The organism is Herbaspirillum lusitanum, assembly GCF_026127345.1.
Taxonomy (GTDB): domain Bacteria; phylum Pseudomonadota; class Gammaproteobacteria; order Burkholderiales; family Burkholderiaceae_D; genus Herbaspirillum; species Herbaspirillum lusitanum.
In genome coordinates, this window is sequence record NZ_QXFG01000001.1 from 51,188 (window position 1) to 69,653 (window position 18,466).

18 protein-coding genes are annotated in these 18,466 nt (G+C 63.5%); 12 read left to right on the top strand and 6 right to left on the bottom strand.

Features of this window, described 5'->3' with window-relative positions:
* The first annotated feature begins 126 nt into the window (after positions 1 to 126).
* From DXT88_RS00235 to DXT88_RS00265, 7 genes are all read left to right on the top strand, one after another.
* Complete coding sequence (locus DXT88_RS00235; protein WP_265210873.1) at positions 127 to 1,029, top strand: MurR/RpiR family transcriptional regulator; 903 nt, start codon at positions 127 to 129, stop codon at positions 1,027 to 1,029.
* Between the two features lie 272 nt (positions 1,030 to 1,301).
* Positions 1,302 to 2,624, top strand: a complete 1,323-nt coding sequence (locus tag DXT88_RS00240) for an aspartate aminotransferase family protein (RefSeq protein ID WP_265210874.1) — start codon at positions 1,302 to 1,304, stop codon at positions 2,622 to 2,624.
* A 57-nt stretch (positions 2,625 to 2,681) separates the two neighbouring features.
* Entirely contained in the window at positions 2,682 to 3,587 is a 906-nt protein-coding gene (locus tag DXT88_RS00245) for a glutamate/aspartate ABC transporter substrate-binding protein (RefSeq protein WP_265210876.1), read from the top strand.
* A gap of 32 nt (positions 3,588 to 3,619) precedes the next feature.
* On the top strand, positions 3,620 to 4,189 hold the full coding sequence (locus DXT88_RS00250; protein ID WP_265210877.1) for a carboxymuconolactone decarboxylase family protein: 570 nt from the start codon (positions 3,620 to 3,622) through the stop codon (positions 4,187 to 4,189).
* Positions 4,190 to 4,226: 37 nt separating this feature from the next.
* Positions 4,227 to 4,961 (top strand): amino acid ABC transporter permease, encoded by a 735-nt coding sequence (locus tag DXT88_RS00255; RefSeq protein ID WP_265210878.1) that lies wholly within the window; start codon positions 4,227 to 4,229, stop codon positions 4,959 to 4,961.
* 15 nt (positions 4,962 to 4,976) lie between these two features.
* Positions 4,977 to 5,651: a glutamate/aspartate ABC transporter permease GltK gene (gene gltK, locus DXT88_RS00260; protein ID WP_265210880.1), complete on the top strand. Its 675-nt coding sequence runs from the start codon at positions 4,977 to 4,979 to the stop codon at positions 5,649 to 5,651.
* A 222-nt stretch (positions 5,652 to 5,873) separates the two neighbouring features.
* Positions 5,874 to 6,227, top strand: a complete 354-nt coding sequence (locus tag DXT88_RS00265; RefSeq protein WP_016836247.1) for a hypothetical protein — start codon at positions 5,874 to 5,876, stop codon at positions 6,225 to 6,227.
* Between the two features lie 36 nt (positions 6,228 to 6,263).
* On the opposite strand, the gene DXT88_RS00270 is transcribed toward DXT88_RS00265, so the two are convergent.
* Positions 6,264 to 6,851: an SRPBCC family protein gene (locus DXT88_RS00270; RefSeq protein WP_265210881.1), complete on the bottom strand. Its 588-nt coding sequence runs from the start codon at positions 6,849 to 6,851 to the stop codon at positions 6,264 to 6,266.
* A 174-nt stretch (positions 6,852 to 7,025) separates the two neighbouring features.
* Here DXT88_RS00270 and DXT88_RS00275 point away from each other — a divergent pair, with 174 nt between their 5' ends.
* The 4 genes from DXT88_RS00275 (at position 7,026) to DXT88_RS00290 (ending at position 12,371) form a co-directional block, all read left to right on the top strand.
* Positions 7,026 to 8,069 (top strand): LacI family DNA-binding transcriptional regulator, encoded by a 1,044-nt coding sequence (locus DXT88_RS00275; RefSeq protein WP_265210897.1) that lies wholly within the window; start codon positions 7,026 to 7,028, stop codon positions 8,067 to 8,069.
* 190 nt (positions 8,070 to 8,259) lie between these two features.
* Positions 8,260 to 9,630 carry a glucarate dehydratase gene (gudD, locus tag DXT88_RS00280; RefSeq protein WP_265210882.1) on the top strand — a complete coding sequence of 457 codons (1,371 nt, stop codon included), beginning with the start codon at positions 8,260 to 8,262 and terminating at the stop codon, positions 9,628 to 9,630.
* A gap of 99 nt (positions 9,631 to 9,729) precedes the next feature.
* A complete protein-coding gene (locus DXT88_RS00285) occupies positions 9,730 to 11,055 on the top strand; it encodes an MFS transporter (protein ID WP_265210883.1) in 1,326 nt (441 codons plus the stop codon).
* A 74-nt stretch (positions 11,056 to 11,129) separates the two neighbouring features.
* The gene (locus DXT88_RS00290) at positions 11,130 to 12,371 is read left to right on the top strand and encodes a DUF2863 family protein (protein ID WP_265210884.1); all 1,242 of its coding nucleotides are present in this window, start codon (positions 11,130 to 11,132) and stop codon (positions 12,369 to 12,371) included.
* Positions 12,372 to 12,419: 48 nt separating this feature from the next.
* Here DXT88_RS00290 and DXT88_RS00295 read toward each other — a convergent pair whose 3' ends face one another.
* From DXT88_RS00295 to DXT88_RS00315, 5 genes are all read right to left on the bottom strand, one after another.
* A complete protein-coding gene (locus tag DXT88_RS00295; protein WP_265210886.1) occupies positions 12,420 to 12,950 on the bottom strand; it encodes an ankyrin repeat domain-containing protein in 531 nt (176 codons plus the stop codon).
* Positions 12,951 to 13,029: 79 nt separating this feature from the next.
* Positions 13,030 to 13,380, bottom strand: a complete 351-nt coding sequence (locus DXT88_RS00300; protein ID WP_265210887.1) for a hypothetical protein — start codon at positions 13,378 to 13,380, stop codon at positions 13,030 to 13,032.
* Between the two features lie 128 nt (positions 13,381 to 13,508).
* Entirely contained in the window at positions 13,509 to 15,026 is a 1,518-nt protein-coding gene (gene amaB, locus DXT88_RS00305) for an L-piperidine-6-carboxylate dehydrogenase (protein ID WP_265210888.1), read from the bottom strand.
* Positions 15,027 to 15,054: 28 nt separating this feature from the next.
* Complete coding sequence (locus DXT88_RS00310; protein WP_265210889.1) at positions 15,055 to 16,083, bottom strand: DUF1338 domain-containing protein; 1,029 nt, start codon at positions 16,081 to 16,083, stop codon at positions 15,055 to 15,057.
* A 34-nt stretch (positions 16,084 to 16,117) separates the two neighbouring features.
* Positions 16,118 to 17,287: a saccharopine dehydrogenase family protein gene (locus DXT88_RS00315; protein ID WP_265210890.1), complete on the bottom strand. Its 1,170-nt coding sequence runs from the start codon at positions 17,285 to 17,287 to the stop codon at positions 16,118 to 16,120.
* A 336-nt stretch (positions 17,288 to 17,623) separates the two neighbouring features.
* On the opposite strand from DXT88_RS00315, the gene DXT88_RS00320 reads away from it, so the two are divergent.
* A complete protein-coding gene (locus DXT88_RS00320; protein ID WP_265210891.1) occupies positions 17,624 to 18,466 on the top strand; it encodes a transporter substrate-binding domain-containing protein in 843 nt (280 codons plus the stop codon).

The following is an 18,466-nucleotide window of genomic DNA, read 5'->3' on the forward strand; positions in this document are numbered from 1 at the left end:
GTCATCCCCGGTGGTATGTGTACGACACGAGTGAAACCAATGTTGCACATTCCTGTACATCTGCAATTTGTGAAACAATGCAGCCTCGCCGATTCACTCCCTGATCTATTCCACGCACACGCCGCCATGACGGACTCCACCGCTGCCCACGCTGACGCTCCCGCCGACTTCGCCGAACTCGACGCCCTGATCCGCGCCAACTACGCCGGCATGCGACCGCAGTTCCAGGCCGGTGCGGCCTTTTTGCTCGACAATCCGGGCGAGGTGGCGGTGTCGACCATGCGCGCGGTCGCCACGCGCGCGGGCGTGCAGCCGTCGACGCTGGTGCGGCTGTCGCAATATCTCGGTTTCCCCGGCTGGGGCGAGCTGCGCGCGCTGTTCGTCGAGCGCCTAGCGGTCACGCCCAAGGCTTACGCCTACAAGGCGCAGAACCTGGTCAAGCGCAACAACAGCGACATCCTGATCGCCGAAATCTTCCAGGCCCAGCGCGCCAACCTCGACGCCTCCGAGCCGAAGAACGCCGACGAACTGCTGCGCGCCGCACGCACGCTGACCAAGGCGCGCCACGTGCACATCGCCGGATTCCGCGCGGCGTATTCGGTGGCCTTCATGCTGGAATACCTGTATCGCCTGTTCCGCCCCAGCGTCACGCTGATCAAGGGCACCGCCGGTTCGCTGGCGATGGAGCTGCGCGCCGTCGCGCCGCAGGATGCCACCATCGTCATCAGCTTCGCGCCGTATTCGATCGAAGCGGTACAGGTGGCCGAAGCCGCCAAGCGCGCCGGCAGCAAACTCATTGCGCTGACCGACAGCGCGGTGGCGCCGATCGCGCTGCAGGCCGATCACACTATCCTGTTCTCGCACGACAGCCCGTCGTTTTTCCCGTCGATGGCGGCCGCCGTCGCGGTGGCGGAAAGCCTGATCGAACTGGTGATCTCGCTCGACGACGACAAGGCCGTCAAGCGCCTTGAGCACGCCGAGGAAGAGCTGTACCAGAGCGGTGCTTACGTGAAGGCTGGCGGCAAGTAAGTTTGCCCGGCCGGATTATGTTGCAACAACTGTTGCAGCAGCGATTTCCCTCCTTTCGATTTCCCTGATGCGCCGGTAACGTCACGGCGGTACGGACTTGCGCGTCAGGTTGTGCGTCATGTGGCGGTGCCCGGCACGGCGATCCGGTTTGGTGCGCATTTACGGTGCGACGCACCAAAAAATGCAATATAAAATATTTATGCAACAAACGTTGCAAAAGCATTTCTTTCAATTTATAGTTGGCCCCAATTCGAACGTACAAGGCCAGCTTCATGACACACGTCTTCCATCGCTATCCGAAAATCAACCTGCCGGTCGCCACGGCGGGCGAGGGCATCGAGCTGATCGACAGCAAGGGCAAGCGCTACCTCGACGCCTGCGGCGGCGCGGCGGTGTCTTGCCTGGGCCACGGCCATCCGCGCGTGCTGGCGGCGATCCACAAGCAGATCGACGAGCTGGCTTACGCGCACACCTCGTTCTTCACCACGGCCGTCGCCGAGCAGCTGGCCGACGAGTTGAGCGCCTCCGCGCCGGGCGACCTGAATCACGTGTATTTCCTGTCGGGCGGTTCGGAGGCGGTCGAGGCGGCGCTCAAGCTGGCGCGCCAGTACTTCGTCGAGAGCGGACAAAAGCAGCGTCGCCATTTCATCGCGCGCCGCCAGAGTTATCACGGCAACACGCTCGGCGCGCTGGCCATCGGCGGCAACGCCTGGCGCCGCGAAGCCTTCCTGCCGCTGCTGACGCCTGCGCATCACGTGGCGCCGTGCTATGCCTATCGCGAGCAGTTGAGCGGCGAATCCGACGCGCAGTACGTGCAACGCCTGGCCGACGAACTGGAAGCAAAAATTCTTGAACTCGGCGCCGACGAAGTCGCCGCCTTCGTCGCGGAAACCGTGGTCGGCGCCACCGCCGGCGCAGTACCGCCGGTGGGCGATTATTTCAAGAAGATCCGCGCCGTCTGCGACAAGTACGGCGTCCTGCTGATCCTCGACGAAGTCATGTCCGGCATGGGCCGCACCGGTCACCTGTACGCTTGCGCCGAAGACGGCATCGCGCCCGACATCCTGGTCATCGCCAAGGGTCTCGGCGCCGGCTACCAGCCGATCGGCGCGATGATCGCCAGCGACCGCATCTACAACACCGTGGTCGGCGGCAGCGGCTTCTTCCAGCACGGCCACACCTACATCGGCCACGCCACTGCCTGCGCCGCCGCGCTCGCCGTGCAGCAGACAATCCGCGAAGAACAGCTGCTGCTCAACGTGCAGGCGCGCGGCGAGCAACTGCGCGCCCGCCTGCGCGAAGTTTTCGCCCATCATCCCAATGTCGGCGATGTGCGCGGCCGCGGACTTTTTGTCGGCGTCGAACTGGTGGCCGACCGCGACAGCAAGCAGCCGCTCGACCCGGCGCGCCGCACGCACAGCCGCGTCAAGAGCGAAGCCATGCAGCGCGGCCTGCTGGTGTACCCGATGGGCGGTACCGTCGACGGCCGCCAGGGCGATCACATCCTGATCGCGCCGCCGTTCATCAGCACCGCCGCCGACATCGACGCCATGGTTGAGCGATTGGCGCCGGCGATCGATGCAGCGCTCGTCTGAATCAGAAAAACAAACATTCAAGCAGCACCCATCTATATCTTCAGGAGAGGAAGCGCCATGAAACGATTTACCCACCCGCTGCTTGCATTGCTGTCCACGCTGGCCTGTGCGAGCGCGGTGCACGCCGCCGACGCCGGTCTCGGTCCGACGCTGCAAAAGATCAAGGACGGCAACGTCATCGCCATCGGCCACCGCACCAGCTCGATTCCGTTTTCCTACTACGATGAAAACCAGAAGGTGGTCGGCTATTCGCAAGACCTGTGCAACAAGGCCATCGACGCGGTCAAGGCGAAACTGAACCTGCCCAACCTGGAAGTGCGCATGATCCCGGTGACCTCGCAGAACCGCACGCCGCTGCTGCAGAACGGCACCATCGATCTCGAATGCGGCGTCACCAGCAACCTCAAGGATCGCTGGCAGCAAGTCTCCTTCAACACCACCTTCTTCGTCGCCAGCAGCCGTATCCTCACGCGCAAGGACAGCGGCATCAAGGACTTCCCCGACCTCGCCGGCAAGGCCGTCGTCACCAATGCCGGCACCACGTCGGAACGCCTGCTGCGCACGCTCAACGAGCGCCGCAAGATGAACATGCAGATCCAGAGTGCCAAGGACTACGGCGAAGCCTTCCTGATCCTGCAATCGGGCCGCGTCGCCGCGTATGTGATGGACGATATCCTGCTGGCCGGCGCGCGCACCACCGCGCAAAAACCCAACGACTGGCTGCTGACCGGCACGCCGTTCGGCGCCGAACCGTACGGCTTCATGGTGCGCAGGGACGATCCGCAATTCAAGCAGCTGGTCGACGGTGCATTGAGCGGCCTGATGAAGAGCGGCGAGATCAATCGCATGTACGCCAAGTGGTTCACCTTCCCGATTCCGCCGAAGAACATCAGCTTCAATTTCCCGATGCCGGAAGACGTCAAAAAGCTGTATGCCAATCCAAGCGACAAACCGATGGATTAAGCTGAGCGCTTTATCCCTCCCGGAGCAACCACATGAGCCAATCACGCCTGCCCGTCTTCGACGCAGCCCACGCCACGCCGGACCAGAAAGCGCTGCTCGACGACATCCTGTCGGGTCCGCGCGGCAATCTCAACGGGCCGTTCGTGAGCTGGATCCACAGTCCGGAATTCGGCCAGCTGGCGCAAAAGCTCGGCGCCTACTGCCGCTATGAAACCGGCCTGCCGCTGCGCTTGTCCGAGCTGGCGATCCTGGCGACTGCGCAGCAATGGCAGTCGCAGGCCGAGTGGTACATCCACCTGCCGATCGCGGTCGGCGCCGGCCTGTCGGCCGAGGTCGCCGAGCAGATCCGGCGCGGCGAGACGCCGATGTTTGCGCTGGAAGACGAACGCGTGATCTGGTCCTTCGCCAGCGAGCTCGGCCAGCGCAAGCGCGTCACCGATGCCACCTATGCACGCGCGTTGGAATTGTTCGGCATCAAGGTGGTGGTCAACCTGATCGGACTGCTCGGCTACTACGCATTGGTGGCGATGACGCTCAACGTGTTCGGCATGCGCGCCGAAGGCCAGGCATCGCTGCCTTTCCCTGAACCACCGCCGGCCTGAGCGCTGCCGGCATTCGATCCTCTCCTGAGAACACCACATGGACTACCGCTGGAACTGGAGCGTCTTCCTCCACCAGGCCGCCGATAACCAGACCTACGCCGACTGGCTGATGTCGGGTCTGTCGGTGACGCTGGCGCTCGGGCTGTCGGCCTGGTGCCTCGCCTTGGCGCTGGGCACCGTGCTCGGCATCATGCGCACCTTGCCCAATCGCTGGCTGCGCGGCGCGGCCGCGACTTACGTCGAACTGTTCCGCAACGTGCCGCTGCTGGTGCAGGTGTTCATCTGGTATTTCGCCATGCCTGAAGTACTGCCGTTCGGCATCGGCGACGACATCAAGAGCATGAGCCCGCTGGCGCAGCAGTTCGTGACCGCCATGCTGTGCCTGGGGTTCTTCACGGCGGCGCGCGTGTGCGAACAGGTGCGTTCGGGCATCGGCGCCTTGCCGCCCGGACAAAAGAACGCCGGCCTGGCGATCGGCTTCACGCTGGCGCAGACGTATCGCCATGTGCTGTTGCCGATGTCGTTCCGCATCATCCTGCCGCCGCTGACGTCGGAGTTCCTCAACATCTTCAAGAACTCTGCGGTGGCCTCCACCATCGGCCTGCTGGAGCTCGCCGCGCAGGGACGCCAGCTGGTCGACTACACCGCGCAGCCATATGAGGCCTTCATCGCCGTCACGCTGACCTACATGCTGATCAACATCACGGTCATGGCGCTGATGCGCCGGCTCGAAGGGCGCCTCGCCCTGCCGGGTTCCGGCGGCGGAAAATAGAGAGGGCGCGCGATCATGAGCTATCAGTTCGATTTCAGTTCCATCACGCCCGGAGCAATTCAGGTGCTCGGCCACGGCATGGCGATCTCGCTGCAGATCACCGCCACGGCGATCGTGTTCGGCATCGTCTGGGGCACGCTGCTGGCGATGATGCGGCTGTCGCCGTCGAAGCCCTTGCAATGGTTCGCCAGCGGCTACGTCAACCTGTTTCGCTCGATCCCGCTGGTGATGGTGCTGCTGTGGTTTTTCCTGATCGTGCCGCAGCTGCTGCAGAAGGTGTTCCATCTGTCGGCGTCGAACGACCTGCGCATGATCTCGGCGCTGGTGGCGTTTTCATTGTTCGAGGCGGCCTACTATTCCGAGATCATCCGCGCCGGCATCAAGAGCGTGGCGCGCGGCCAGCTGGCGGCGGCGTTCGCACTGGGGCTGACCTATACGCAGACGATGCGCCTGATCATCCTGCCGCAGGCGTTCCGCAACATGGTGCCGCTGCTGCTGACGCAAGGCATCATCCTGTTCCAGGACACATCGCTGGTGTACGTCAGCGCGCTGGCGGATTTCTTCGGCCGCGCCTATGGCATCGGCGAACGCGACGGCCGCATCATCGAGCTGCTGTTCTTCGCCGGCGCGGTGTATTTCGCGATCTGTTTCAGCGTGTCGCTGTGCGTCAAACGCTTCCAGAAAAAGTGACCGCGTAGCAGACAGACAATGCCGGCAGGCATCCTCGCGGCGGGTAGGTTGGGCGACGTGATTCTCGACAATCTTTCTACTAAAACATCGAACGATCGATCTATAAAACAGGATTCAAAAACTATTCTGAATTCGACCTTGCACTTGGTCTTTATCTTGACTAGATTGGGTATTCCATCAGAAAAACAGCGCACTTATCTGTTGACCTCAAGGAGCACGGTAATGAGTCCTGCATCTTTCGCAACGGAAGACCGTTCAGCCATCCACGCCAGCGCCATCGGCGTCAATCTTCCTCCCCGGCCGCACCGCCGGCGCGAGCGTCTCGACATCACCCTGCTGGAAATCGATCCGCGCGAAGTGGTGGAAGGCATGGTGCTCGACAACGGCATGTTCCTCGCACCCGATCCGATTCCGGTCGGCACCATGCGCGAGACCTGCCCGCACTGCGAAGGCGTCGCGCTGCAACTGGTGCTGCGCCGCCATCAGGTCAAACGCTCGCACCTGTTTTGCGACCACTGCACGCGTTGCTACGACGCCTTGTGCGACGGCGGTTATTCGATACTTGGAATAGTCTGAAGCGATCGGTTCTTCATCACGATAGCGAAAGCGGCCTCAGGGCCGCTTTTCCATTTCGGCCTTCACGGCGTTGAGCATGTTGCGCAGGTCGCTCTTCATCAGTGTTGCGCCAAACAGCGTTGGCACATAAAAGCCGGGCGCAATGATGCCGGCGTAGGAAATGCGGGTGCGTCCGTCGTCGCCCGGTTGCCGCATCGGCGAGATTGCCTGAAGCTCCCAACGCGCCTGGTATTCGCGCATGTTGCCGCTCACCAGGCGGATGTCGATGGCCTCCATCGGTTGTTCGGTGACGTGCAGCACCAGATCGATGTTTTGCCGGATGAACAGGAATCGGGCGAAACCGTTCTGCGTGACGACACGCTCGTTGCCTTCGCTTGAGAGGACTTGCGAACTGGATAGGTTGGGGACGAATTCGGCCAGCCGGTCGTAGTCGGTCAGCACCTTCCAGCTGCGCGCGATATCGGCATTCGCCGTCATCTTCGCCGTCACTGCAAACAGCGGATAGCCTTTGGCGTGGTTCATGACGACGCTGATGTCGGGCTCGCCGGCGGTGGTTTGCGCGCCGGCGTCGAGGCAAGCGGATCCGGACAGCGCCACAAGTGAGCAGAGCAGAAAGAGTCGCAAAGGGATTTCCGGTGGTCAGTTCATCAATATGCAAGCGGGAGCTTACGCGAATCTGGCGACGGCGCAATGTCATCACGCCAGGGAGTGGTATCGGTACCATTTCGGCAATGCTAGAATCGCGCCATGACGAAGCCTTCGATTCCCGCCATTCCAGCACCTTCACCTGACGTTCCGATGACCGCCCCTGCACCTGTCGTGCGCAAGGGCCGCAAGGGCGCCGGGCTGACTTTGCGCGACGTCGCCCGGCTGGCCGGCGTGGCGCCGATCACGGCCTCGCGTGCACTGAATACGCCGGATGCGGTGTCCGAGACCGTCCTGAAAAAAGTGCGCGACGCCGTCGAGCGCACTGGTTATGTGCCGAACCTGCTGGCCGGCGGCCTGGCTTCCAAGAAAAGCCGCCTGGTCGCCGCCGTGGTGCCGACCATCGTCGGGCCGATCTTCCTCGAAACCGTGCAGTCGCTGACCGAAGCGCTGGCCGACGCCGGCTACCAGCTCATGCTGGGCCAGAGCGGTTACGAGAATTCGCGCGAAGACGCCTTGCTCGAGGCCATCATCGGCCGCCGTCCCGACGGCGTGGTGCTGACCGGCATCATGCGCTCGCCGGAGTCGCGCAAGCGCCTGCTGGCCAGCGGCATCCCGGTGGTGGAAACCTGGGACCTGACGCCCACGCCGATCGACATGCTGGTCGGCTTTTCGCATGAACGCATCGGCGTCGCCGTGGCGCAGCACCTGCACGCCGCCGGCCGCCGCCGCGTGGCCGTGATCGCCGGCGTCGACGAGCGCAGCCGGCGTCGTGCGCGGTCATTTTCCGACGAAGCGGTGCGGCTTGGCATGGCCGTCGCCGGTCGCACGGAAGTGCCGCAGTGCATGGTGCCGGCGCCCACCACCCTGGGCAGCGGCCGCACCGGGCTGGCCGACCTGCTGGGGCAGGACGGCGCCATCGACGGCGTGTTCTGCAGCTCCGACATCCTCGCCATGGGCGTCATGATCGAAGCCCAGGTGCGCGGCATCGCGATCCCGTCGCAACTGGCGGTGATGGGTTTCGGCGACCTCAGCTTTTCGCGCGACCTGCATCCGCAACTGACCACCGTGCGCATCGACGGCACCGGCATCGGCAAGGCCGCCGCGCGCTTCATCATCGAGCGGGCGGAAGGGCGGGAAGTGCCGGAACGCGTGCATGACATCGGCTTCACCATCATCGAGCGGCAGAGCGTCTAAGCGCTGCGGCCGGTTTCCTCCCGTCTCTTTTCTTTCCTTTCCTTCCTTTCCTTGTTTGTCATTTGACAACATCGCCGTAAACCGGTTGACAGCTAAAAACGGTACCGCTACCATTTGCCTCAATCGGAATTGGTAGCGGTACCAATTCCTGTGTGTCCCGATCATCCGATCACAGTACAAGGCTCTCATCATGTCCAACGCGTCCCGCACGTCCACATTGTCGAATTCATCCGGCTCTTCTGCACCCGTCGTCACCGCCATGCAGGTCATCCCGGTCGCCGGCCGCGACGGCATGCTGCTCAACCTGAGCGGCGCGCACGGTCCCTATTTCACGCGCAACATCGTCATCCTGACCGACAGCGCCGGCAACACCGGCGTCGGCGAAGTGCCGGGCGGCGAACGTATCCGCCAGACCCTGGAAGACGCGCGCGAACTGGTGGTCGGCCAATCGATCGCCAACTACAACGCCGTGCTCAACCGCATGCGCCGGACTTTCAGCGACCGCGACGCCGGCGGCCGCGGCCTGCAGACCTTCGACCTGCGCATCACCATCCACGCCGTCACGGCGGTGGAAGCGGCGCTGCTCGACCTGCTCGGCAAATTCCTCGGCGTGCCGGTTGCGGCCCTGCTCGGCGAAGGCCAGCAACGCGACAAGGTGGAAATGCTCGGCTACCTGTTCTACGTCGGCGACCGCAACGTCACCGACCTCGACTATCACAGCGAACCCGACAACGCCGACGACTGGCAGCGCCTGCGCCACGAAAAAGCCATGGACGCCGAGGCCATCGTGCGGCTGGCCGAAGCGGCCTACCGGCGCTACGGTTTCAACGACTTCAAGCTCAAGGGCGGCGTGCTGCGCGGCGAGGATGAAATCGAAGCCATAGCCGCGCTGCACGAACGTTTCCCGCAGGCGCGCATCACGCTCGACCCCAACGGCGGCTGGCTGCTCAAGGATGCGATCCGCTTGTGCCGCGACCAGCACGGCGTGCTGGCCTATGCCGAGGATCCCTGCGGCGCCGAGAACGGCTACTCCGGCCGCGAAGTGATGGCCGAATTCCGCCGCGCCACCGGCTTGCAGACCGCCACCAACATGATCGCCACCGACTGGCGCGAAATGGGTCACGCGATCCGGCTGCAATCGGTCGACATCCCGCTGGCCGATCCGCATTTCTGGACCATGCAGGGCTCGATACGCGTGGCGCAACTGTGCAATGAGTGGGGCCTGACCTGGGGTTCACATTCCAACAACCACTTCGACATTTCGCTGGCGATGTTCACGCAAGTGGCCGCCGCCGCGCCGGGCAAGATTACCGCCATCGACACGCACTGGATCTGGCAGGACGGCCAGCGCCTCACGCGCGAGCCGTTCAGGATCGTCGGCGGCATGGTCGACGTGCCGGCCGCGCCGGGCCTCGGCGTCGAGATCGACATGGAGCAGGTGCTGGCCGCCAATGCGCTCTACAAAGCCAAGGGCCTGGGCGCGCGCGACGACGCCATCGCCATGCAATACCTGATCCCGGGCTGGAAGTTCGACAACAAGAAACCTTGCCTGGTCAGGTAGGTCGCCGCTACGAATCACCAGCATCACAACAATAAAAACGCAATGAAGATCGCACAGGCCGCAACGACGGCCGCAGCGACAACCTCAAGGAGACAGCAAGTGAGTGATAAAAATATTGCGGCCTACGCCGCACATCCCGACGGCAAGGCAAGCGGTCCGCTGGCCAGCGCCATCGACAAGGTCAAATGGCGCATCCTGCCGCTGTTCGTGATCATGTTCATCGCCAACTACATCGACCGCGTCAACATCGGCTTCGTGCGGTCCCACCTGGCGACCGATCTCGGCATAGGCACGGCGGCGTTCGGCTTCGGCGCAGGTTTGTTCTTCATCGGCTACGCCATCTTCGAAGTGCCGTCCAACATGCTGCTGCAGAAGTTCGGCGCCAAGGCCTGGCTCACGCGCATCATGCTGACCTGGGGCGTGGTGGCGACCTCGATGGCTTTCGTCCATAACGAGACTTCGTTCTACATCCTGCGCTTCTTGCTGGGCGTGGCGGAGGCCGGTTTCTTCCCGGGCGTGGTGTATTACTTCACGCAATGGCTGCCGAACAGCGAACGCGGCAAGGCGATGGCGGTCTTCCTGAGCGGCTCGGCGATTGCGTCCATCCTGTCCGGCCCGATCTCGGGCGCGTTGCTGCAGATCGAAGGCGGCGGCCTGCACGGCTGGCAATGGATGTTCATCATCGAAGGCCTGGCCTCGGTGCTGCTGTGCTTCGTGGTCTGGCGCCGCCTCGATTCGCGCCCGCAGGACGCCGCCTGGCTCAGCGAAGACGAGCGCAACAGCCTGGCCGCCATCATCGCGCATGAACAACGCGAACGCCAGGCCAGCAAGCCGGTGCACGTGTCGTCATGGAGCCTGCTCAAGGATCCGCAGATCCTGCTGTTCTGCTTCATCTATTTCGCCATCCAGCTGACGATCTACGGCGCCACTTTCTGGCTGCCCAGCATCATCAAGAAGATGGGCCACTTCAATGACTTCCAGGTCGGCCTGTTCAATTCGATTCCGTGGATCATCTCGATCGTCGCGATGTACATCTTCGCCAGCCTGGCCGCGCGCTTCCGCCATCAGCAGGCGTGGGTGGCTGCGACGCTGATCATCGCCGCAGCCGGCATGTTCGCTTCGACCACCGGCGGCCCGGTGTTCGCCTTTGTCGCGATCTGTTTCGCCGGCATCGGCTTCAAGGCGGCCTCGTCGCTGTTCTGGCCGATCCCGCAAGCCTATCTCGACGCACGCATCGCCGCCGCCGTGATCGCGCTGGTCAATTCCGTCGGCAACCTCGGCGGCTTCTTCGCGCCGGCGACCTTCGGTTATCTGGAGCAAAAGACCGGCTCGATCCAGGGCGGTTTGTATGCCTTGGCGGCGGCTTCGGTGATTGCCGCCGGGCTGGTGTTCCTGGCGCGGACATCGGGCAAGAAGGCGGTCTGAGGGCGCGGTCTGAAGGTGATGGAGAGGCGGACTTGTTACAATGTCCGCCTCTTCTCTCCACAAGCATTCCAGCCATGTCCAAAAGCAAGCGCCCCGCCGGTAAAGCCGCCAGCACCTCCATTCCTTCCGCTTCTTCCGCTCCTTCCCTGGCGCCGGCCGAATACGATCTCGACGAAGCACTGGTCGACAAGCTGGCCAACCTCGCGGTTGAACTGGCGACCGAGGACGAAGCCTCGCCCGACTTGCCCGCCAAGCAACGCGACCTGCATCGCATCATCACCAAGAGCTTGCGCCAGCAGCAGGACGACGTACTGTACGAAGCGCTCGAACGCGCGCGCGACCAGGAAGCCGAGGCCTATCCCTATCTGCGCGAAAAAATCGAGGAAGCCGCCGAGACCGTCTTCTTCACCCGCAACGAGCGTAGCTATGAAGTCAACGCCTTCGTCATCCCGATGTTCGTGCGCACCATCGGCGGCCTCGATGCGGAGCAGAACTTCCGCGACGCCGACGCCTTCACCGAGCTGACCGCGAGCCTCAAGGAAGCCCAGCTCGAAAGCGCCGACGCCAAGGTGGTGCTGGTCAGCTATGCCTATCACCTCGACGAAATCGACGCGATCACCTACAGCCATCTCGAAGCCATGGTGCGCGACGCCTACGCCGCCATGACCGACAAGAAGATCAGCGAAACGCCGGCCATCAACCGCAGCATGAGCAGCTGGCCGGCCAATCGCTTCGGCGCCGACGACACGGCGGTGGAGTTGCGCTTCCTGCTGGGCTTTGCGCTCAAGACCGCGGACGATCCGTTCTATACGATTCCAAAAGATGAAGCGGCCATGGACGCCTACTTCGCGGTGCGCGCGCAGCGTTTCCAGGCCTGGAGCGAAAAGGTCGTGCCGCTGGTGCAGCGTTGCCTGGTCACCGACGGTCGCCAGTTCGACGTGCACTTCCTGTACCAGGATCTGTTCCATGGCGGCAAGGAGCGCGGCATCGCCGAGTACTTCATGCTGCAGATGATGTCGGAGCTCGACCACGGCCTGCAGGAAAGCGGCGTCGATGCACAGCAGACCCATGCCGTCATGGGGCCGGTGGATATGGAAGGGGAAGTGTTGTTGCGGGTGAATATCTACAACGGCGAGACCGTCGTCGCCACCGCCGAGAAGCCGCTCAACGGCGCCGGTGATTTGCAGATCGAACTCGACGACACCTGCGACGCGCTGCTGACCATGGGCCTGAAATCGGTGGCGTTGGCGGAAGCGTTCGACGCCGCCGGCAAGGCCGTCAATGTCCAGCCCTACGCCGACGGTTCAGCCGTTTAGCGCCGCAAACAAAACGCCGCTGGCGGCGTTGCGCCTTTGAATTGGTCTTCAATTTGCCAGGCGGCGCTCCAGCAGCGCCGCCGTCTCCGGCGCACCCATGGCGCGCGACGCTTCCAGCGCCGTCGTACCGCTAGCGCTGCGTGCATTGATGTCGGCGCCGTGCGCCAGCAGTAACTCCACGATCTCCACGCGATTGAACATCGCTGCAATCATCAGGGCGGTCTTGCCGTCGGGCGATGCGCCTTCGATATCGGCGCCGCCGTCGAGCAAGGCCTGCACCACCGCTACGTGTCCCTTGAACGCCGCGCCCGCAATCGGCGTCTGGCCGTTGTCGTTGCGCAAGCCGGCATCGGCCTTGTGCTGCAGCATGACTCGCACCGCCGCAGCGTGACCGTGATACGCGGCCAGCATCAGCAGGCTGTCGCCCTTGTGGTCGCGCAGGTTAGGCGGCAAGCCTTTGGCGAGATAAGCCTCGAGCTCGTCGGCTTCGCCATGGCGCGCCAAGTCGAACATCCTGGCGGCGAAATCCAGTGTGGCGTCGTCGAGCTGGGCCGGATCGTTGGGTTGGGGAGCGATCATGGCGGTTCCTTCAAAGCGTGAAAGCCGGTCGGGTGAAGGTATGACCGGCGACTGTCGTCGATCATAGCAGCCATTGGCGCTATTTGATGACGGTGATGACGGGCAAGGAGCTTGAGGGTTCCAGTTGGCCGAGCTGGCGGGGCAGGCAGCGGAAATTCAATTCCACCTCCATCGGCTTCCAGCCGCGCGTCTGCTGGCGCAATTGCAGCTCGCCGTCCTGGGCGGCGCACCAGGACGCCGCCTTTTGATGGCTGGCGGCGGTCAGCGCCGGCATCGACATGGTGTAGCTGATGCCGGTGGCGATGAGCTTGTAGGAGCCGTCGGCGTCCTCGGTAATCACTTGGCTGTAGTTGGCGCAGGCGCTCAGCGAACAGACCGCTGCAATGGCGAACAAGGCGCGCAAGCAGGATTGCATTTCAGTGATGCGCATGATGGTTCTACGAGGAGTGGCGACGCGACCAGTGTAGAACCGGGCGAAAAACTATTACATCATCCTGATGCAACTTTACCTGTGTTCAAAATCGTCAAGGCAGTCTTTGTCGCTGTGGAATTGAAACGCTATCCGATATCGAACTGCACGCCCTGCGCCAGCGGCAGCACGCGGCTGTAGTTGATGGTGTTGGTGGCGCGGCGCATGTAGTTTTTCCACGCGTCGGAGCCTGATTCGCGGCCGCCGCCGGTTTCCTTTTCGCCGCCGAACGCGCCGCCGATTTCTGCGCCGCTGGTGCCGATGTTGACGTTGGCCAGGCCGCAGTCGCTGCCCTGCGCCGACATGAACAACTCGCTCTCGCGCACGTCGTTGGTGAAGATCGCCGACGACAGGCCTTGCGGCACGGCGTTGTTGAGCGCGACCGCTTCCTCGACATCGTCGTACGCCACGGCGTACAGGATCGGCGCAAACGTCTCGCGATGCATCACCGCGCTCTGGCGCGGCATGCGCACCAGCGCCGGCCGCACATAGTAGGCATGCTCGCCGCCAAACGTGGTCACGCGTTCGCCGCCAAGCACATTGCCGCCTTCCTTCTGCGCCTGCGCCAATGCCTGCTGCATCTGGTCGTAAGCGCCGCCGTCGATCAGCGGACCGACCAGTGTTTCGGGCGCGAGCGGATCGCCGACGCGGATCCCGGCGTACACACGTTCGATGTCCGCGCATACTTTGTCGAACAGGCTGCGATGGATGAACACGCGGCGCAGGCTGGTGCAGCGCTGCCCCGCCGTGCCGACCGCCGAGAACACGATGGCGCGCAGCGCCAGGTTGAGGTCGGCGGTCGGCGCCACGATCATGGCGTTGTTGCCGCCCAGTTCCAGCAGGCTGCGACCGAGTCGCCGGGCCACCGTCACGGCGACCTTGCGGCCCATCGCCACGCTGCCGGTGGCGCTCACCAGGGCGACGTCGGGCGATGCCGAGATCGCCGCGCCGACATCGGCGCCGCCGATCAGCAAGCCGCACAATCCGGCCGGCACGGCGCCGGCACGTTGCTGCCCGAAGCGCGCGATCGCCTGCCGCATCAGTGCCTGCACCGCCAGCGCGGTGACCGGCGTTTTTTCCGACGGCTTCCATACCACGGCGTTGCCGCAGACCAGCGCCAGCGCCGCATTCCATGCCCATACCGCCACCGGGAAGTTGAACGCGGTGATCACGCCGCACACGCCCCGCGGATGCCAGGTTTCCATCATGCGATGGCCGGGCCGTTCCGAAGCGATGGTCAGGCCGTGCAACTGGCGCGACAAACCCACCGCAAAATCGCAGATATCGATCATCTCCTGCACTTCGCCGAGTCCTTCGGCGCGGATCTTGCCGGCTTCCAGCGACACCAGCAGGCCGAGCGCTTCGCGCTTCTCGCGCAGCACTTCACCGAGCAGCCGCACCAATTCGCCGCGCACCGGCGCGGGCACATTGCGCCAGGCCAGCGACGCCGTGCGTGCGGCGGCAATCGTCTGCTGCACCTCGTCGTCGCCGTGCTGGCGCAACAAGGCCAATGTGGCGCCGTCGCGCGGCGCGCGGATGTGCAGTTCGCGGCCCTCGTGGGCGGAAAGATCGAGGCCGAGGTCGGCGTACAGCGATGCGATATCCATGAAATTCCTTGTCTTGTTTCGTTCTTTCCTACGAGGCCGCGGCGCCTGCCGTCATCTTGAAAATTCCCTGCGCATTGCCGCTGTCGAATGTCAGGTCCAGTCGTTCGCGGTGCGAAGACTCATCCGTGTAGCGGTCGCGCGAGATGAACTCGTAGAACGAGCCAGGCACCTTGCGCGCCACCGGCCGGCCCTGTTCGTCGGCCATCTCGCGCACCACCGTCGTAGCGCGGAAGGCGGTCTGGCGCACGCGGCCGTTGCGCGAGACTTCGATCTTGTCCTTCATCGGCCGGCCGAGTTCGCGCTGCGCCTGCGCCACCGCTTCGACGTCGGCGACGCGGTCGGTGGCGTGGTTGAAGACATTGCCTTCGGTGGCGATCCAGGCCATTTCGGCGGATTCCTGCAGCAGTGTTTCGTAGTCGGCCAGCGACGGCAAATCATGCTGGCGGTCGAAACAGGACAGCAGCACCGGCAACAGCGCTGCAGCCTCGGGAACCGGCAGGCGGCCGATCTGTTCCAGCTGTTGCAATGCAGCTTTGCTGAGTGCGTCGAGCGGATCGATCGAGGTCGACAGCACGCGCGCCACCGCATCCTGGAACGCGACGGAGAAGCGCTCCGGATGCAATTCGCTGACAAAGAATTGCGCCACGCCCTCGTCGTCGTCTTCATGCGCATAGGCGCGTCCGGTCATGCCGAGGCGGTCGAGCGGGTACACGCCGTTGAGGCGATAGCCGAGCGGCCGCAGGATGCGCGTGATGGCTTCCTGACCGGCCGGCAATGCGCCGGTCTGGGCGCCCAGCACGGTGCGCAGGGCGCCGTGGTCGAAGCAGATCTTGCGACCGTCGCGCACGGCGTCGGCGACATAAGCGGCCGCTTCCGGCACCTCGCCCAGCAGCTTGTTGAACAGCAACATGTTGAGCGCCTGCGCGATTTCCAGCCGCGACGCGCCGGAACCGGCTTCCTGCAGCGCGCTCTCCGGCACCTCCAGCGTATCGAACAGGCGTTGCGCCGTCGCGCTGTCGCAGGCTTGCGTCAGCAGTGCGTTGAGGGTGGTGTCCATGTCTGCTCCTTGCGAATGTCGGATTTGCCGGGACCTAGACCGCGACTGCGGCCTCCCTGGCGTCCTGATTGGCGTCCTGATTCGCATAGTGTGACACGTACGGCGCATGCGGGTTTGCTCCCTGTGCGCCCTGGGCATAGACCCGGCCGAAGCGGTTGGAGAGGAAATCCGCCAGTGCGATCTGCTCCTGCCGGATAAAGCCGTGCGCCGGCAGTTTGCCCAGCCGGAACAGGTCCAGCGCCGTGCAGATGCCGGCCGCCGTGGTGATCTGGATCGCGCTTTCATGCACGCCGTCGCGGGTGGCGGCGAAGATCTTGCGAGAGAACACCTCCTGCACATGCAAGCCGTCGCGCATGCCGCTGACCGTCACGAACACAAGCACCACATCCTGCATCGTCGTCGGCACCGATTTGCGCAGGATGCCCTTGAGCTGCTCCTGGTCGTCGCGCAGGCGCAGTTCTTCCAGCAGGAATTTCACGAGGTCGCGATGGCCCGGATAACGCACCGATTTGTAGTCGAGGTTGCGCACCTGGCCGGCCAGCGTGCTGCACAGCGTGCCGAGTCCTCCCGAGGTGTTGAAGGCTTCGTACTCGACCCCGTCCAGCGAAAAATGCTCCAGTCCTTCGAGCGGCTGGATGTCCTGCATCTTGCCGTCGCGGATCGCTTCGCAAGGATGGCAGTACTCGTTGACCAGCCCGTCGACGCTCCAGGTCAGGTTGTATTTCAGCGCATTGGTGGGAAACTCCGGCAGCGCGCCGACGCGCATCTTGACCTCGTGGATTTCGTCGAAGCTGCCGGTCAGCGAATGCGCGGCGATGCCGATGAAGCCCGGCGCGAGACCGCATTGCGGCATGAACGCCGTGTCCGCACCGGCGGCCAGCTTGGCGATGGCGCGGGTGGCGCGCACGTCCTCGGTCAGGTCGAAGTAATGCACGCCGCTCAGTTTGGCCGCCTTCGCCACGGCGGTCGCCATGTGGTACGGCAGCGCGTTGAGGCAGGCATCGCGCCCTGATAGCAGGCTGCACAGCGCGTCATGGTCGTTGAAGTCGACCTGGGCGGTTTCCACGCCGAGGGCGCGCATCGCCGCCAGTGCGGAGGCATCGCGGTCGGCGGCCAGCAACTGATAGTCGCCGTCGGCGTGCAAGTGAAGGAGGCGGGCGATGGCCAGGCCAATGTGGCCGGTGCCGAGCAGGACGATTTTCATGATGGCGCTCCGTGTTGTGGATTTACAGCCGTGTTGGACGGGATGCCTTCATTGTAAGAAGCCGTCGTCACGATAAAAAGACCAAAATTGATGCGTCTATGACGATAATTTGGTCGTTTTGTAGCGATCAACGATGCAAATGGCAGTCCATGCCGAAAAAGCATCCGCACAAGCCGCTTCCGGCGGCATTCCCGGCAAGCGGGAATGTGCAATATGCTGCGCAACACATACCGCTTGGTATTAAAATTGCCGGATGCCGTCGGGGCCAGAAGTCCGGGCGGCACGCAAGCCAACCAGCGCACATCAGTGCCACTCAATTCATCAGGGAGAGAAGCAATGCAAAATCGTCGCCGTTTCATCACCAACGTGGCGGGTCTCGCCGCCGCCGGCTATCTGCCGGGCGTCTTCGCGCAAAGTGCGCCAGGCGCGGAAAGCACCTTCGCCCGCATCAAGCGGACCAAAGTGCTGCGCATTGGTGGTGTACGCGGTCAGGCCCCTTACTACAACAAGGACCTGGCCAGCGGTGAATGGGTCGGCTTCATGGTTGATTTCGCCAAGAACCTCGCGGCCAGCCTGAACGTCAAGCTGGAAGTGCTGGAAACCACCTGGGGCAATTCGGTGCTGGACCTGCAGACGCGCAAGATCGACGTCTTCTTCGGCCTCAATCCGACGCCGGCGCGTCGCGAAACGGTCGGCTTCTCCGAGCCGCTGTTCAACAACGCCTTCACCATCGTCTCCAAGAAGGGTTTCGCGCCGAAGACCTGGGAAGAGCTCAACAAGCCTGAAGTCAAGATCGGCGTCGACATCGGTTCGTCGCACGATGCGATGATTTCGCGCGTCTGTCCCAAGGCCACCATCGTGCGTCTGGAAAAAGCCGACGACGCCACCCTGGCATTGCAAACCGGTCGCGTCGACGTGCAAGTGCTGGTCTGGCTGCTGGCGCTGAACGTGCTCAAGAAGAACCCGAGCCTGGGCACCATGATCGTGCCGATGCCGCTGGAAGCGACCTCGACCAACATCGGCGTGCCGAAGGAAGACGACAAGGCCTGGCTCGACTACATCAACAAGTGGATCGTGCAAGAGCGCGCCGCCGGCAAGGTCAAGTCCACCGTGCTGGAAAACCTGCAGAAGCTGTCCGGCGTGCGTCCGGAAGACGTGCCGCCGCAGATTCCGCTGTAA

Bases quoted from the DNA above. Each gene is read 5' to 3' on its own strand.
- DXT88_RS00310 (WP_265210889.1), bottom strand. From the start codon at position 16,083: ATGGACACCACCCTCAACGCACTGCTGACGCAAGCCTGCGACAGCGCG.
- DXT88_RS00245 (WP_265210876.1), top strand. From the start codon at position 2,682: ATGAAACGATTTACCCACCCGCTGCTTGCATTGCTGTCCACGCTGGCC.
- DXT88_RS00255 (WP_265210878.1), top strand. From the start codon at position 4,227: ATGGACTACCGCTGGAACTGGAGCGTCTTCCTCCACCAGGCCGCCGAT.
- DXT88_RS00275 (WP_265210897.1), top strand. From the start codon at position 7,026: ATGACCGCCCCTGCACCTGTCGTGCGCAAGGGCCGCAAGGGCGCCGGG.
- DXT88_RS00240 (WP_265210874.1), top strand. From the start codon at position 1,302: ATGACACACGTCTTCCATCGCTATCCGAAAATCAACCTGCCGGTCGCC.
- gltK (WP_265210880.1), top strand. From the start codon at position 4,977: ATGAGCTATCAGTTCGATTTCAGTTCCATCACGCCCGGAGCAATTCAG.
- DXT88_RS00265 (WP_016836247.1), top strand. From the start codon at position 5,874: ATGAGTCCTGCATCTTTCGCAACGGAAGACCGTTCAGCCATCCACGCC.
- DXT88_RS00250 (WP_265210877.1), top strand. From the start codon at position 3,620: ATGAGCCAATCACGCCTGCCCGTCTTCGACGCAGCCCACGCCACGCCG.
- amaB (WP_265210888.1), bottom strand. From the start codon at position 15,026: ATGGATATCGCATCGCTGTACGCCGACCTCGGCCTCGATCTTTCCGCC.
- DXT88_RS00290 (WP_265210884.1), top strand. From the start codon at position 11,130: ATGTCCAAAAGCAAGCGCCCCGCCGGTAAAGCCGCCAGCACCTCCATT.
- DXT88_RS00315 (WP_265210890.1), bottom strand. From the start codon at position 17,287: ATGAAAATCGTCCTGCTCGGCACCGGCCACATTGGCCTGGCCATCGCC.
- DXT88_RS00300 (WP_265210887.1), bottom strand. From the start codon at position 13,380: ATGCGCATCACTGAAATGCAATCCTGCTTGCGCGCCTTGTTCGCCATT.
- DXT88_RS00295 (WP_265210886.1), bottom strand. From the start codon at position 12,950: ATGATCGCTCCCCAACCCAACGATCCGGCCCAGCTCGACGACGCCACA.
- gudD (WP_265210882.1), top strand. From the start codon at position 8,260: ATGTCCAACGCGTCCCGCACGTCCACATTGTCGAATTCATCCGGCTCT.
- DXT88_RS00320 (WP_265210891.1), top strand. From the start codon at position 17,624: ATGCAAAATCGTCGCCGTTTCATCACCAACGTGGCGGGTCTCGCCGCC.
- DXT88_RS00235 (WP_265210873.1), top strand. From the start codon at position 127: ATGACGGACTCCACCGCTGCCCACGCTGACGCTCCCGCCGACTTCGCC.